Origin of the sequence: Dietzia sp. Alg238-R159 (genome assembly GCF_900537145.1) — a bacterium.
Taxonomy (GTDB): Bacteria; Actinomycetota; Actinomycetes; order Mycobacteriales; family Mycobacteriaceae; genus Dietzia; species Dietzia kunjamensis.
In genome coordinates this window covers 171,203-185,235 of the sequence record NZ_UNRI01000001.1, presented here as the reverse complement: position 1 = coordinate 185,235, position 14,033 = coordinate 171,203, and the positions used below count along the sequence as shown (strand labels likewise).

Here is a 14,033-nt window from a genome sequence, read left to right as displayed (position 1 = left end):
ACCAGGTGTGCACCCCTCCTCCACCCGGGGCGGCGTGCACACCGGGGAAGTGGTGGGGACCGGTCCGCATCCCATTTCGACCCATTTCGACAGGGCCCCGGTCGGGTCAGGCGCTCAGCCCCACCAACGCCGTAGGACGTGCGCGATCCCGGCTTCGTCGTTGGTGAGCGTGACCTCGTCGGCGGCCGCGTGCACGGAGGGGATCGCGTTGCCCATCGCGACCCCGTGATCGGCCCAGCGCAGCATCTCCAGATCGTTGGGCATGTCGCCGAACGCGACGGTGACCGGAACCGCGTCGGACGGGACGGCCGCGCCGGCCGCCGTCCCCGCCGCGATCCGGGACAGCCCACTCGCCTTGGTCACACCGCGGGCCGCGAACTCGATCAGCCCGTCGGTGGTCGAGTAGGTGAGATCCGCCAGGTGGTCCACCTCCCCGCGCAGTGCCGCCACCATGTCGGCGCTCGGCATACCGGGGACCCGGGCGAGCAGTTTGAGCACCGGCTCGGAGAGGACCTCGTCGTGACCCACCTCGAGGTGCGCGGGATGGATCCAGGCGTGTTCGTAGTCCGGGCTGGCCACGAAATCGGCATCCGCGGCGTCGGCGCCCAGGCGCTCGGCCGCGATCCCGCTGCCGGGCAGCAGCCTGCGCAGCACCTCGTCGATCGCGGCGAGCGTTTCGGGATCGAGAAGACTGGTGGCCAGGAACTCGCCACTGTCGGTGTCCATGATGACGGCGCCGTTGGCGCAGACCGCCAGGGGCGCGACGGGCAACTGGTCGACCACCTGGGGCAGCCAGCGTGGCGGGCGTCCGGTGGCCAGGACGAACGTGGCCCCGTCCGAGACGAGGTCCGCCACGACGGCCCGGTTCGCGGCCGGGACGAGGTGATCGTTGTCGATCAGGGTCCCGTCGACGTCGGAGGCGACGAGCAGCGGTCGGGAACGGGTCACGGAGCGTCCGGGCCCGCCGGTCCCTCCGGCTCGTCACCGGCACCGGCATCCGGGTCGACCGCATTCCGGGCACGGCGACGCATGCGTTCCGCGTGCTCGGCCTCGTCCAGGGCGGTGGCCTCCTCCAGCGTGGGAGCGGAACCACCGAGGCGGGCGGGCACCCAGTTCGCGCCGGCCGGGTAGGCGCCGTAGCGCTCCGCGTACTCCTGTTGGAGGCGCTCCAGGGTGGCCTGGATGCGGGAGCGCAGCTCCTCGGTGCACTCTTCGACGGGCTCGTAGGCCCGCATCGGCTCGCCGACCTCCATCATGATCGGCACCTTGGGGCGCAGGAGCTTCTTGGGCAGGCCCTTGGTCCACACCCGCTGCGATCCCCACAGGGTCACGGTGATGATGGGGACGTCGGCCGCCAGTGCCATCCGCACCGCACCCGACTTGAAGCCCTTGACCTCGAAGCTGCGGCTGATGGTGGCCTCGGGGAACACACCGACCAGCTCGCCGGCCCGGAGACGGGCGACGGCCTCGTCGAAGGACGCCTTGCCCGCCGTCCGGTCGACGGGGATGTGCTTGAGCTCGCGCATGATCGGCCCGGACACCTTGTGGTCGAACACCTCGACCTTGGCCATGTAGCGGATGAACCGCTTGTGCACGCGCGCCGGGATGCCGCCGTAGACGAAGTCGAGGTATCCGGTGTGGTTCATCACCACCACCGCTCCACCGACCTCGGGGAAGTTGCGCTCCCCGCGAATCGTGAGGTCCAGGCCCTGGACCTTGAACATTGTGCGGGCGAACCCGATGATCCCCGTATAGAGCAGCTCCACGGCCACCAGCGTAGCCGCCCGCACCGACACGGGTGCCCGCCCCTGCCGGTAGGTTCGGCGGGGTGGATGACGCCCCCTTCGATTCGGTCGACCCGGTGGCACGCAGCCGCCACTACTCCTGGCCGGCCCTGCCAGATGCTGCCGCGCCCGGCGCGCACGCGGGTCTGGAGGCACTGCGCCTCATCATCGACGGCGAGCGACACCTCTCCCCCGGCGCACACACGCTCGGCGTCCGCTTGTCCGCGGCCGAGGTGGGCGCGGTGACCATGACGGCCGAGCCCGCGGAGTGGGCACTGAACAACGGCGGGACGGTCCACGGCGGGATCGTCTCCGGGTGGGTGGACACGGCGCTCGGCTACGCGACGGCGACGGTCGTGGAGGAGGGCGTCGGCTACAGCACCCTCGACCTCACCGTGCGGTACATCCGGGCGCTCCGGTTGGAGCGCACGCCCGCCACGATCCGCGCGGAGGTCGAGCACGCGGGCCGGTCGACGTGCGTGGTGCAGGTCCGGGTCACCGACACCGACGGCCGCACGTGCGCCAGCGCGAGCGGCGTGATGATGCTGTTCCGCCCGTGACCCGGGCGGCGGCCCGCGAGGCGCCCGGGGTCAGCGGATCGGCTCGAGCACGTCCTTGCCGACGAACGGCCGCAGCGCCTCCGGCACCACGACGGAGCCGTCGGCCTGCTGGTGGTTCTCGAGGATCGCCACCAGCCACCGCGTCGTGGCGAGGGTGCCGTTGAGGGTGGCGGCGGTCTGCGTCCGACCCTCGTCATCGCGGTACCGCACACCCAGGCGGCGGGCCTGGAACGTCGTGCAGTTGGAGGTCGAGGTGAGCTCGCGATAGGTGCCCTGGGTGGGGACCCACGCCTCGCAGTCGTACTTCCGGGCCGCCGAGGAACCGAGATCGCCACCCGCGATGTCGATGACGCGGTACGGCAGACCCATCGCCTCGAGCATCTCCTTCTCGAACCCCAGTAGACGCTTGTGCTCGGCGTGGGCCTCCTCGGGCTTGCACCACGAGAACATCTCCACCTTGTCGAACTGGTGGACGCGGATGATGCCGCGGGTGTCCTTGCCGTGGCTCCCGGCCTCGCGGCGGAAGCAGGAGGACCAACCGCAGTACCGCTTCGGCCCGTCCGACAGGTCGAGGATCTCGCCCTGGTGGTACCCCGCGAGCGCGACCTCGGACGTGCCGACCAGGTAGAGGTCGTCGGCGTCGAGCTTGTAGACCTCGTCGGCGTGCGCGCCGAGGAACCCGGTGCCCTGCATGATCTCCGGTCGCACCAGGACGGGCGGGATCATCATCGTGAAGCCGTTGGCGGTGGCCTTCTGCGCCGCCAGCTGCAGCATGCCCAGCTGCAGCAGTGCGCCGTAGCCGGTGAGGAAGTAGAAGCGCGCGCCGGAGACCTTGGCACCGCGCTCCATGTCGAGCAGCCCCAGGCTCTCGCCGAGCTCGAGGTGGTCCTTCGGTTCGAAGTCGAAGGTCGGGATCTCGCCGACGCGCTCGATCTCCACGAAGTCGTCCTCGCCGCCGGCGGGCGTGCCCTGCTCGACGACGTTGGACAGGAGCCGCTGGAGTCGCTCGACCTCCGCCGCGGCGGTCTTCTCGGCCTCCTCGGCGTCCTTGACCGCCTGCTTCAGCGCGCCGGCGGCCTCGAGCAGCGCGGGCCGCTCGTCGGGCGAGGCCTGGCCGACCTTCTTGCCGTGGGCCTTCTGCTCGGCGCGGGCACCGTCCGCGGCCGCGATCGAGGACCTGCGGGCCTCGTCGGCGGTGAGGAGCTGGTCGACCAGCGACGGATCCTCACCACGGGTGCGCTGGGAGTCGCGGACGACGTCGGGGTTCTCGCGGAGCAGCTTGAGATCGATCACGCACCTCAGCCTAGCGGCCCCACCCGACCGGCCCGAGCCGCGACCGTGACCGCGGGTGGATCAGACGCCGAACAACTCGAGGAAGGCGTCCTTCTCGAACATCCGCGCGGTGTCGACCGCGGTGGGCGTCCCGCCGTAGGGGTCCGCACCGGCCTCGAAGAGCGCGCGGACGACCTCGCCGTACCCCTTGAACACCGCTCCCGCCAGCGGCGTCTGGCCCCGGTCGTTGGCGCGGTCCACCTCGGCGCCGCGCTGGAGCAGGGCGCGGACGGTGTCCGGGTGCCCGTTGTAGGCGGCGAGCATCAGCAGGGCGTCGCCCCGCTCGTTGGTGAGGTCCGGGCTCACCCCGGCGTCGACATACGCCGCGAGCCGCTCGGTCTCGCCGTCGCGGGCCAGCTGGAACAGCATCTGCGCGAACTCGAGGACCTCCGGGTCCACCCCGTCCCGCGGCGAGCGCACGTCGCCGTCCGCACCGGCCGGCTCGTCGTGGTTCTGTCCGCTCATGCAGAGGATCCTATCGGGACCGCACGATTGCGGCATCATGGAAGGCGATGACCACTTCCACCCGATCGTCGCGCCGTGGTCGATCGCTGCTCCGCACACGGGGCGCGGTCATGGCCTCCCTCCTCGCCATCCTGTCCGGCGGGGCGGTCACCGGTGCGCTCATGGCGTCGGCGATCAACGATCCCAACTCCTCCCGCGCCGAACGCATCGCGGCGGTCGTCCCGCAGGTCGACCCGCGCACCCTGTCCGGGCCCGCGTACGCCGAAGCCGCGCCGGGCACCTGCCTGACCTGGTCGCTGGACGCCGCGGACCGCGTCACCTCGTTCGACACGGTGGACTGCTCCGAACCGCACCGGTTCGAGGTGGCGGCCCGGATCGACCTGTCGGAGGTCCCCGGTTTCGGGGAGAGTGCGCCGCTGCCGGTCAGTGCCGAGCTGGCGCCGGTGGGGACCGAGCGCTGTCTCCCGCTGATCTCCCGGTACGCCGACGGGCGCGAGGTCGATCCCGGCGGCCGCTTCACCGGGCTCGTCGTGCCGCCCTCCGAAGAGGGCTGGGACAAGGGCGACCGGAGCGTGCTGTGCGGTGTCGCCGCCGCCGAACTCGACGGACGCTCCGCCCTGTCGACGGGCACGTTCGCCCAGGCAGACCAGCACCGCCGATGGGAGCCGGGTACCTGTCTGGGCTTCACCGACGAGGGCCTGCCCGGCGCGACCACGCCCTGTTCGGAGGACCACTCGATCGAGATCGTCGCCGACGTGGACGTCTCCGCCGTGTTCCCGGAGGGGCCGGTCCCGCCGGACCCCCGACAGCAGTCCGAGCTCACGGCCGACGCCTGCCGGGAGGCCGGTGTCGCCTACCTCGGTGACGCCGAGGCACTGCGGCGGACGACCCTCATCTCGACGCTGGTCAACCCGATCACGGAGGTCTCGTGGCAGACGGGTAGCCGGACCGTCAACTGCGGGTTGATGAAGGCCGCGGAGCCCGGCCCGTTCGCGGTACTCCGGGGATCGGCGCGCCAGGGCGTGCTGGTCGACGGAGCCACCCCGGTCGCTCCCACCACCACCCAGATCCCGCCGCCGGGTCAGCCGCCGGGGGGCGTCCCCGGAGCCCCGACCGACACGGGCCAGGGCACGGTGTCGGTACCGGTGCCCGGCGGGACGCCGTGAGCCTCCGCGTCACCGAGACGCGATTCGAGGAACTGGTGGACGACGCGTTGGACTCGGTGCCCGACGCGCTGTTCGAGGCGATGGACAACGTCGTCGTGCTCATCGCCGACCGCCACCCGGACGAGCCCGACCTGCTGGGCCTGTACGAGGGGGTGGCGCTGACCGAGCGTGACACCACCTACTCGGGGTTCCTCCCGGACACCATCACGATCTACCGGGGCGCACTGTGCGCGTTCTGCTCCACCGAGGAGGAGCTGGTCCACGAGGTGGCGGTGACGGTGATCCACGAGATCGCGCACCACTTCGGGATCGACGAGGAGACGCTCCACGCGCTCGGCTGGGGCTGAACTCGATCGGGGCTGAGCCCGCCGCCGTCAGTACCCCGGCCGCCCCAAGTGGTCGCCCCACCGCTCGCACGCCCAGCCGCCGCCATCCGGCGCGAGCTCGATGACCCCGCAGTTGGGGATCCGGTTGTCCAGCGCCCACTGCGAGGGGACGGCGCCGGCGAACACGGCGAGCATCCGCATGAGCGTGCCATGCACCACCAACACCACGTCCACGGCGTTGTCGAGATGGGACTCGCGCAGCTCGGTGATCAGCGGCATCGCCCGGTCCTGCACGTCCAGGGCACTCTCGCCGTCGGGGAGCCGGGCGTCGAGGTCGCCGAGTTCCAACCAGTCACGCACCACCCGGTTGTAGGCCAGGAGCGCCTCGGTACCGGTCTGCATCTCGTAGCGGCCGGCCTGCACCTCGTGGACGCCGGGCACGGCCTGGGTGGGCAGGCCCATCTCCCCGGCAATGAGCCCGGCGGTCTCGCGGGCGCGGGCGGCCTCGGAGCTGAGAACGACGGACGGCCTGATTCCCGAGCCGGCCAGCTCCCCGCCCACCAGCCGTGCCTGATCGCGTCCGAGGTCGGTGAGCGGCGCGCCGGGCAGGGCGGTGTCCAGGGCGCCGGCGACGTTGGACGGGGTCTGTCCGTGGCGGACCAGGTGGAGGCGGGCGCTCACCCCGCGTCCTCCCCGCGTCGCAGGCGGTCGAGCCAGTCGATCTCCTCGGCGCGGTCCGGTGGGGGCGCACCGGCCTCACCGCCGCCGGCGACGGGCCACGACCCGAGGTAGCGCAGGTCGGCGGTCCGGTGACGCAGCGCGACGAGCGCCTCCGCCACCGCGGGGTCGTCGATGTGCCCGACGAGGTCGACGTGGAACAGGTAGGTGAACCGCTCGACGCGGGTGGGCCGGGAGCCGATGCGGGTGAGGTCGATGTCGCGGATCGACAGTTCGGTGAGCGCCTGGACCAGCGAGTTGGGCTCGTGGGGCAGCCCGAAGATCACGCAGGTGCGGTCGCTGCCGGTCCGGGGCGGTGGCGGGGCGGGCCGTCCGACCAGCACGAACCGGGTGCGCGCCCCGCCGATGTCGGCGACGTTCTCGGCGAGCGGGACCAGACCGTTGATCTCGCCGGCCCGGCCGGGCGCGGCGGTGGCGTCGGCGGTGCCGGCGGCGACCTCCTCGGCGCCGGCGGCGGTGGAGGAGGTCGTCTCGATGTGGGCCCGGGGCAGGTTCATCCCCACCCAGCGGCGGACCTGCGCCGCGGCGACGGGGTGGGTCCGCAGGACGCGGACGTCGTCGGCGGCGGTGCCGGGCCGCACGAGGATGGAGAACACCACGTCGAGTTCGGTCTCGGCGAAGATCTGCAGCCGGTCCCCCACCGCGAGCGCGTCGCTGGTGGGGTTGACGGTGCCGTCGACGGAGTTCTCGAACGGGACGCACGCGTAGTCGGCGGTGCCGGCGCGGACCATGGCCAACGCCTCGTCGGGGGTGCCGGCGGGGACCGCCTCGGCATCGGCGAGCAGCGCCGAGGTGCGCGCGTCTGCGCGCAGTCGGTGCAGGGCGGCATCGGTGAAGGTGCCGGGCGGGCCCAGGTAGGCGACGGTGACCACGACGACAAGACTAGCCAGCGTCAGGGACCGTCGGCCGACGCGAGGTCCGCCGAGACGGCGTCGACCCGCCCGTCGGGCACGAGGGCGCACGTGACCACGTCGCGGATCGCCTCCCGGGCCGACCTCGACAGGCCCAGGATCCGGGCCGGGTCCGGTCCTGCGAGCGCCGCGCGGACGTCCGCCCCGGTCATGGCGGCCACGGCGCCGGCCAGAATGGCCCACACCTGGTCGGCGTCGGCGCAGCGGGGCACCAGGCCGGAACCGAACCCCACCCCGGAGTGGGCGGCCACGGCGAGCAGGTCCGCGAGGTGGTCGGCGGCGGGCCCGGGGCCGGCCAGCCCGGGGGCCACGTCGACGACCGCGGGGGTTCCCGCGGCGAGCACCCCGGCCACCGCGTCGAGCGCGGGCAGGCCGGTGGCGGCCGCGGGTTCCACCTCGACCGGGGCGGGCGCCGACCACCGCGCCAGGGCCGACACCATCGACGCCTCGTCCACCACGAGGTCGTCCAGCAGATCCGGCCGGGAGGGACCGCGACCGAGCAGTTCGAGCGACACCGTCATGGCCTCAGGTCTACACCCCGCGCGATGACCTCAGGACCACACCCCGCACGTTGCTACGCTCTCCCCGATGGGTACCGACGACTCCCCCGTGCCCGAGTACGCGGCCGACTACACCCCCGCACCGGACGACGCCCCGGACGCCTCCCACCTCACGCCCGAGGAGAAGCGCGGGCCGCGCACCGTCCACGTGGCACTGGGGTTGCTGGCCGCGTTGCTCGTCGCCGCCGTGGCCACGAACCCCGCATCGGTGCTGCCCCGCGACTCGACCCTGGCCGGCACCTACTACGTCGACGAGGGCTCCGGGCTCGAGTTGCAGGTGCCGGTCGGCTGGCGTGTGATCGACGACCCGGAGTTCGGCAGCGTGCAGCTGCGGCCGGTCGGCACCGGTCGGGCCCTGGACACCCGCATCCTCGCCGGGCCCCTGGAATCCGGGATCGCCGCCGCCGCGATCACCGATGACCAGGGGGCCGCCACCGCGCTCGCGGAGACCATCCAGTTGTACGTCCTGGGCGTGTCCGGGACCCGTGACGAACAACGGATGGCCCCCGTGGACAACGAGGCGGGGACGGGCGCCGCGATCTCCTACGTGGTGGTCCCGGACGGCATCCCCGACCAGGACTCCGGCGGCCTGGTCTACACCGCTGTCTTCGGTTCCGAGGACAGCCGGTGGTGGGTGGCGTACGTGACCACCGCGCAGCAGTCCGCTCCCGGCGTCCGGTGGATGGACCGGATCGTCGACCATGTCCGGCTCCCCGAGTGACCGCGTGGCGGTGAGCGGGTCGATGCCACCGGCTTCCGGCGCGGGACGGGTCCGCGCGGCTCTCTCGCCCCGCGAGGCGTTCGCCCGGTATGCGGCTCGGTTCGACCCGGTGACCGACCCCCGTGTCCGCCGGCTGCTGGTGGCCGAGCTCGTCGTCGTCCTGGCCGTCACCTTCGGCCTGTCCGGCGCCTACGCCGTCCTCGACCTGGTCTCCGCGCTTCTCGCACCGGCGGACCTCGGGGAGCAGACCGCCGCCCTCAACGTCTCACGCTCGGAACATCCGTGGCTCGACCTGGCCTACCAGGCGCTCGGGGTCCTGCGACTGCTGGCGTGGGCGCTGCTGCCGCTGGTGCTGCTCGCGCATTCCGGGCTCGGCGCACGGGCCGTCGGGCTGGTGCGCGACCGTCCGGGCCGTCAGATCGCGTGGGGGCTCGCGCTGACCGCCGTCATCGGCGTCCCCGGGCTGGCGTTGTACCTCGGCGCGGTCGCCGCCGGCGTTAATCTGCAGGTGTCGGCATCGGGCCTGGGCGAGACGTGGTGGCGGCCCGTCGTGCTGGTGCTGTCCGCCGCCGGCAACGGCGCCGCCGAGGAGATCCTCGTGGTGGGGTACCTGCTCATCCGGCTGCGCCAGCTGGGGGTGCCGCCCGCACTGGCCCTGGCGGCCAGCGCCCTGCTGCGCGGGTCGTACCACCTCTACCAGGGGTTCGGCGGCGGGCTCGGGAACCTGGCGATGGGTGTGGTGTTCGCGTTGTGGTGGATGCGGACCCGCCGGCTGTGGCCGCTCGTGCTGGCGCACACGCTGCTCGACGTGGTCGCGTTCCTCGGCTACGCGCTGCTCGCCCCGCACCTGTCGTGGCTGTGACCGCCCGACTCGTCGCTGTGACCGCCCGGCCACCGCTCCGCGCCCCGTACCGCTTCAGGTTGCGCGTCCCGATTGGTCCATTCGGGCAGCGCACCTGGCCGAATTGCGGACATAGGGGCAGCGCACCCCGGCACAGCGGGGCGGCCCACGCGGTTGTGACGCGTGTCCCGCCGGGGCCGTGGGACCCGCCGACCGCGGCACCGGCCAAGTAGAGTCCGATCCCATGACCGACGACTCCAGGCGCCGGCACCTCACCCCGGAGGAGGCCGCCGAGCTCCGGCGACGCGCGCGCGAACGCCGTGGCTACGCCGACCCCGGCGCGCCGCGGGACCCGTCGGCCAGGCCCGACCGGGGCGACCGGGCCGCCCGGCGGGACCCTCGCGACGCGGGCCCTCGAGACGCGGGCCCTCGAGACGCGGGCCGCGAGCGTCCGGTGGGTCGCACCGGCTATCAGCCACGCCAGCAACCGGAGCCGCTGTCCCCGGAGGAGCGGGCCCGCTACGCCGCCCGGGACCGCCGCGACCCGCGTGCCGGACGCGACCCCCGCGACCCGCGTGCCGGACGCGACCCCCGCGACCCGCGTGCCGGACGCGACCCCCGGGACCCGCGGCAGCCCGCCGGTGCACGGGCCGGCTCGCGCGACCCCTACCGGAGGCCCGTCGACCGCCGCGGCCGGCGACCCGACCGTCGCCCCCCGCGCGGGGCGGCGGGGACGCCGCGCGGCCCCCGCAGCCGCCGCACCCCGCGGCGCCGGATCGGGCCCCTGCGGATCCTCGGACTGGTGCTGGTCGTCGTGCTCACGCTCGGGGTGGTGAGCGTGCTGTGGGCGGATTCGAAACTGCAGCGGATCGACGCGCTGACCGACTACCCGGGGCGAGGCGGCAACACGCCCGGCACCGTCACCCTGCTGGTGGGCACCGACTCCCGCGAGGGATTGACCGCCGAGCAGCAGGCCCAGTTGTCGACCGGGTCCGAGTCGGACGCCGGCGGCAAGCGCACCGACACGATGATGCTCGTCTACACCCCCCGCGGCGGGGACCGGACGATGCTCATCTCCCTACCCCGTGACCTGCTGGTCGACATCCCCGGTTACGGCGAGAACAAGCTCAACGCGGCCTACACCTTCGGCGGTCCACCCCTGTTGGCGCAGACCCTGGAACAGCAGTCCGGGGTGCGGATCGACCACTACGCGGAGATCGGATTCGGTGGCTTCGCCGGGATCGTCGACGCGGTCGGCGGCGTGGACATCTGCCTCGACGAGCCGATCAACGACCCGCTCGCCGGACTCGACCTCGCCGCCGGGTGTCAGACGCTCGCCGGCCCGCAGGCGCTGGGCTTCGTGCGCACCCGCTACGGCTTCGCCGAGCAGGACCTGCAGCGCGTCCGCAACCAGCGACAGTTCCTCGGTGCGCTCATGCGCAAGACGCTCTCGCCCGGGAACCTGCTCAATCCGTTCACGGCCGTGCCGCTGGTGAACTCAGCGTCGGAGGCGGTCACCGTGGACACCGGCGACCACATCTGGAACCTCGCCATGGTGATGCGTCGACTCAGTGGTGACCCGCTCACCGTGACCGCGCCCCACGACGGGATGGCCTCCGGGTCCGTGGGCTCCTACCTCGTGTGGGGCCCCACGACGACCGGGTTCTTCGACGCGGTGGCCTCCGGGCGGACCCCGGGACCGGAGTTCCTCGACACCGGGCCGTGAGCGGCGGAGCTCAGCCGGCCGGGGTGATGGAGACGATCCCCCACGTGCCGCCGGGGTTCTCGGCCACGCGGACGCGCTGCCGGATCAGCACCGGGTCGGCCCCCGGCGGGTACTCGGTGAGGTCCACCTCCAGCAGGGTCGGTGACAGTTCGCGTACGTCCACGCAGTGAGTGGTGCCCTCGGGGACCCGCTCGACCCCCTCGACGCGCAGCTGCTCCTCGGTCATCCGGCTGGAGGGGGCGACCGCCTCGAAGGCCTTCTCGGCCGAACGCTCCACGTAGTAGGCGTGATCGAAGGCCAGCACCGCCCCGGCCGGCGTCTCGAGCGAGCCCGGCCCGGACCCCACCACCCGGCCGGGTTCGGCCACCTCCACGCACCCGGTGTCCCTCTCGTCCGCAGGGCTGACGGCCCCGCGGGTGACGACGAACCCGAGGACCGCGGACCCACCCAGCACCGCGACCCCGGCGGCCGCCAGCAGGGCGATCCGTGCCGGGCGGCGATCGAGCACCGCGGGGGCCGGCGGCGGTTCGTCATCGGGTCGGCCCCGGTCCGCGGGCGGGGCCCCGAGCGAGAGGGTGGACAGGTCGTCCGTCTCGCGCCTGGTGCTGCCGCTGCCGGCCGGTCCCGCAGGGGAGCGCAGTTCGCTCGTCGCCGGGGCGTGTGCGTCGCCGACGGCGCCGAGGGTGATGCGGGTGGGGGGCGGCGCATCGGCGGACGGTTCGCGCTCACCCGACCCGGCCCGCGCGGCATCCGAGCCACCGGCCCCGCCGGCCGACCGGCCCGCGGCGGGGACGCCGGGCATCGCGTGATCGGGGGTCGGCCCGGTCCGCAACCACGGCGGAACCGTCACCTCCGGGAGCCGGGGGGCCTCGTCGTCGTCGCCCGTCCTCGGCCGGTCGGCCACGCCGCCCCACCCCCTCACTCCACTCCGCGTCGACTCATCGCGTGACGGGTCATCGCGTCACGGGCGACCGCGGTCGCCATCGGAGTGGATCCTAGAGGCCGCCGCGCCCGGCCGGGGGTTCATACCGTGGGGGCCGGGCGCGTGGTGCTAGCGGGGAGCCGCCGTCTAGCGCAGGGTCACCTGACGGGCGCGCAGACCGTCGCGGGAGGACCGCTCGTCCGAGGTGAGGGGCGTGTCGTCGGCCAGGGCGTCACGCAGCGCGGCGTCGAGTGCCTGCAGACCCGGCGCCCATTCCTGGTGGTGCATCTCGCGGTCCAGGTCGAACACCGGCACCAGGACCCCGTGCGTGCGGAACGACCCGGCGAAGCGGGACCCCTCACCCAGATGGAGCGCGCCGGCGGCGTGCACGCGGGCGAGCGCCTCGAACAGGTCGTCCTCGTTCTCCGGCCGCACCCAGCGGATGTGTGCCTTCTCGCCGGCGTCGACCCACCAGGCGGCCTCGATGCCGTCGGCGGAGACGCGCGCCGAGGGCATCATGACCTCGTTGGCGTTGCGGATCGCCTGCTCGATCTCGGGCCCCACGTCCACGCCGTCGGCGACCCACCACGAGAAGTCGTCGTGGACGACGATCTCCAGCGGCGCATCGGCGACCACGACGTCGGCCAGTGCCGGGGTGGAGTCGGTCGGGTGCGACGAGGTGAGGGTCTCCCCGCCACCGGCGCGGGTCGCCCAGTCGACCGCGTACGCGAGATCGGCTGCCGGGTCCGGCCCGTGGACCTGCACCTGCAGGCCGACCATGGCCTGGCCGCCGAGCTCCTCGTCGCGGACCAGGCCCGCGATGGCGCCGGGCAGGACGGTCGCCAGCGTGACCTCCCGCCCACCGTCGACCGTGGTGAGGCGCGCGGTGGCCGACGGCACGAACTCGCGCATCGCCACCATGTCGCATTCCCCGGCGAACCCGGCGAACGGCCGCGGCTCGACGCTCAGTTCCTCACGCTCGGCCGCGCGCGCGGCGATCTTGGCCTGGCGGTTGCCGCCGGCCTTGGGCTCGTTGTTCCGATTGCGTCTACCCACGATCACCACGATACGGTGCGCCCCCGCCGACCGCCCGCGTAGGCGTCGGACTCGAACCCGGACTCGGGCCCGGGCTCGGCCGACCCGCCCGTCAGGCGCCCGCGGGCCCCTCGGTCCGGGGCGCGCCGCCGTCGAGGACGGTCAGCGCGCGCGAGGGGACGTTGGTGCCGACCCAGTCCACGCCGAGGTCGCGGCACAGCAGCAGGTCGGCGGGGTCGTCGACGGTCCAGCAGTAGGTGCCCATCCCCCGCGACCGCCAGTACTCGACCAGCCACGGCCGCGCCCGCAGCGTCCCGATGCTCGGTCCCATCAGCTGGGCACCGAGCCCCTCGGCCGGCCACGACTTGACGATGTTCCGACGCTCGCGCAGCTGCACCGTCGGCACGTCCGGGGCGAGCCGCCGGAACCGCCGCACGGCCGCGACCGAGAAGCTCATCATCACCGCGCGGGAGTCCGCGAACGACGCGGCCCGGTCGAGGCCGAAGTACGTCAGCTCGTCGCGCAACGCCGTCTCGACCCGGCCGCCGGACGGCACCGGGTGCTTGGTCTCGAGGAACAACCGGACGTCCGGGTACGCCTCGGCCATGACGAGGAAGCTGCGCAGCGTGAGCACCGTTTCGGGGGCGCGGTGCACGGGGTGCCACGACCCCACGTCGAGCGCGGAGATCTGCTCGAGGGTGCTGGCGTGGACCCAGAGATCCCTGTCGGCGACGCGGGTGGTGCGGGGGTCGTGGAGCAGGACGGGCACGCCGTCGGAGGTGAGGCGGACGTCCACCTCGAGCGCCTCGGCGCCCTGCTCGAGGGCCTGCTGGTAGGCGACCCGGGTGAGTTCGGGGAATTCCGCGGAGGCGCCGCGGTGTGCGACGACCCCGCTGCGGGTGGAGACGGGCGAGGGCAGGTGGGTGGTCGCGGGGACCGTCACGTC

General features: G+C 73.5%; 16 protein-coding genes. 6 read left to right on the top strand and 10 right to left on the bottom strand.

The features are described from left to right. Positions 1-114: 114 nt before the first annotated feature. Together G6R20_RS00855 and G6R20_RS00850 are read right to left on the bottom strand one after the other, a co-directional pair. Entirely contained in the window at positions 115-948 is an 834-nt protein-coding gene (locus G6R20_RS00855) for an HAD family hydrolase (protein WP_067714844.1), read from the bottom strand. Continuing rightward, the gene (locus G6R20_RS00850; protein ID WP_067715100.1) at positions 945-1,766 is read right to left on the bottom strand and encodes a lysophospholipid acyltransferase family protein; all 822 of its coding nucleotides are present in this window, start codon (positions 1,764-1,766) and stop codon (positions 945-947) included. The genes G6R20_RS00855 and G6R20_RS00850 overlap by 4 nt, the downstream gene beginning before the upstream one ends. Before the next feature lie 62 nt (positions 1,767-1,828). Between G6R20_RS00850 and G6R20_RS00845 the strand changes: the two genes are divergently transcribed. Further along, a complete protein-coding gene (locus G6R20_RS00845) occupies positions 1,829-2,344 on the top strand; it encodes a PaaI family thioesterase (RefSeq protein WP_067714847.1) in 516 nt (171 codons plus the stop codon). 30 nt (positions 2,345-2,374) lie between these two features. Here G6R20_RS00845 and serS read toward each other — a convergent pair whose 3' ends face one another. Both serS and G6R20_RS00835 read right to left on the bottom strand, forming a co-directional pair. Beyond that, on the bottom strand, positions 2,375-3,637 hold the full coding sequence (gene serS / locus G6R20_RS00840) for a serine--tRNA ligase (protein WP_163375315.1): 1,263 nt from the start codon (positions 3,635-3,637) through the stop codon (positions 2,375-2,377). 60 nt (positions 3,638-3,697) lie between these two features. Beyond that, positions 3,698-4,141: an ankyrin repeat domain-containing protein gene (locus G6R20_RS00835; protein ID WP_067714851.1), complete on the bottom strand. Its 444-nt coding sequence runs from the start codon at positions 4,139-4,141 to the stop codon at positions 3,698-3,700. A 47-nt stretch (positions 4,142-4,188) separates the two neighbouring features. On the opposite strand from G6R20_RS00835, the gene G6R20_RS00830 reads away from it, so the two are divergent. Both G6R20_RS00830 and G6R20_RS00825 read left to right on the top strand, forming a co-directional pair. Next, on the top strand, positions 4,189-5,307 hold the full coding sequence (locus G6R20_RS00830) for a septum formation family protein (protein WP_240341214.1): 1,119 nt from the start codon (positions 4,189-4,191) through the stop codon (positions 5,305-5,307). After that, on the top strand, positions 5,304-5,654 hold the full coding sequence (locus G6R20_RS00825) for a metallopeptidase family protein (RefSeq protein ID WP_067714854.1): 351 nt from the start codon (positions 5,304-5,306) through the stop codon (positions 5,652-5,654). Before G6R20_RS00830 ends, G6R20_RS00825 begins: the two co-directional genes overlap by 4 nt. A gap of 27 nt (positions 5,655-5,681) precedes the next feature. On the opposite strand, the gene G6R20_RS00820 is transcribed toward G6R20_RS00825, so the two are convergent. Genes G6R20_RS00820 through G6R20_RS00810 form a run of 3 tightly spaced genes read right to left on the bottom strand, consistent with a single transcriptional unit; the run spans position 5,682 to position 7,803 of the window. Beyond that, positions 5,682-6,314, bottom strand: coding sequence for a histidine phosphatase family protein (locus G6R20_RS00820; protein ID WP_163375313.1), 633 nt, complete (start codon positions 6,312-6,314; stop codon positions 5,682-5,684). Continuing rightward, the gene (pheA, locus tag G6R20_RS00815; RefSeq protein ID WP_163375311.1) at positions 6,311-7,243 is read right to left on the bottom strand and encodes a prephenate dehydratase; all 933 of its coding nucleotides are present in this window, start codon (positions 7,241-7,243) and stop codon (positions 6,311-6,313) included. The genes G6R20_RS00820 and pheA overlap by 4 nt, the downstream gene beginning before the upstream one ends. Positions 7,244-7,263: 20 nt before the next feature. Then, on the bottom strand, positions 7,264-7,803 hold the full coding sequence (locus G6R20_RS00810) for a hypothetical protein (protein ID WP_163375309.1): 540 nt from the start codon (positions 7,801-7,803) through the stop codon (positions 7,264-7,266). A 67-nt stretch (positions 7,804-7,870) separates the two neighbouring features. Here G6R20_RS00810 and G6R20_RS00805 point away from each other — a divergent pair, with 67 nt between their 5' ends. From G6R20_RS00805 to G6R20_RS18595, 3 genes are all read left to right on the top strand, one after another. Beyond that, a complete protein-coding gene (locus G6R20_RS00805; protein ID WP_067714865.1) occupies positions 7,871-8,563 on the top strand; it encodes a hypothetical protein in 693 nt (230 codons plus the stop codon). After that, complete coding sequence (locus G6R20_RS00800; RefSeq protein ID WP_240341213.1) at positions 8,544-9,425, top strand: CPBP family intramembrane glutamic endopeptidase; 882 nt, start codon at positions 8,544-8,546, stop codon at positions 9,423-9,425. The genes G6R20_RS00805 and G6R20_RS00800 overlap by 20 nt, the downstream gene beginning before the upstream one ends. Before the next feature lie 223 nt (positions 9,426-9,648). Next, positions 9,649-11,130, top strand: coding sequence for an LCP family protein (locus G6R20_RS18595; protein ID WP_240341212.1), 1,482 nt, complete (start codon positions 9,649-9,651; stop codon positions 11,128-11,130). Between the two features lie 10 nt (positions 11,131-11,140). Here G6R20_RS18595 and G6R20_RS00790 read toward each other — a convergent pair whose 3' ends face one another. From G6R20_RS00790 to G6R20_RS00780, 3 genes are all read right to left on the bottom strand, one after another. After that, positions 11,141-12,034, bottom strand: coding sequence for a hypothetical protein (locus G6R20_RS00790; protein WP_163375307.1), 894 nt, complete (start codon positions 12,032-12,034; stop codon positions 11,141-11,143). A gap of 165 nt (positions 12,035-12,199) precedes the next feature. Continuing rightward, positions 12,200-13,108 (bottom strand): DUF5926 family protein, encoded by a 909-nt coding sequence (locus G6R20_RS00785; protein ID WP_069389507.1) that lies wholly within the window; start codon positions 13,106-13,108, stop codon positions 12,200-12,202. Between the two features lie 91 nt (positions 13,109-13,199). After that, on the bottom strand, positions 13,200-14,030 hold the full coding sequence (locus tag G6R20_RS00780) for a glycerophosphodiester phosphodiesterase family protein (protein WP_069389506.1): 831 nt from the start codon (positions 14,028-14,030) through the stop codon (positions 13,200-13,202). Between the last annotated feature and the right edge of the window lie 3 nt (positions 14,031-14,033).

Coding starts and splice junctions, on each gene's coding strand:
- G6R20_RS00835 (WP_067714851.1), bottom strand. CDS start 4,141: ATGAGCGGACAGAACCACGACGAGCCGGCCGGTGCGGACGGCGACGTG.
- G6R20_RS00830 (WP_240341214.1), top strand. CDS start 4,189: ATGACCACTTCCACCCGATCGTCGCGCCGTGGTCGATCGCTGCTCCGC.
- G6R20_RS00810 (WP_163375309.1), bottom strand. CDS start 7,803: ATGACGGTGTCGCTCGAACTGCTCGGTCGCGGTCCCTCCCGGCCGGAT.
- G6R20_RS00805 (WP_067714865.1), top strand. CDS start 7,871: ATGGGTACCGACGACTCCCCCGTGCCCGAGTACGCGGCCGACTACACC.
- G6R20_RS00800 (WP_240341213.1), top strand. CDS start 8,544: ATGTCCGGCTCCCCGAGTGACCGCGTGGCGGTGAGCGGGTCGATGCCA.
- G6R20_RS18595 (WP_240341212.1), top strand. CDS start 9,649: ATGACCGACGACTCCAGGCGCCGGCACCTCACCCCGGAGGAGGCCGCC.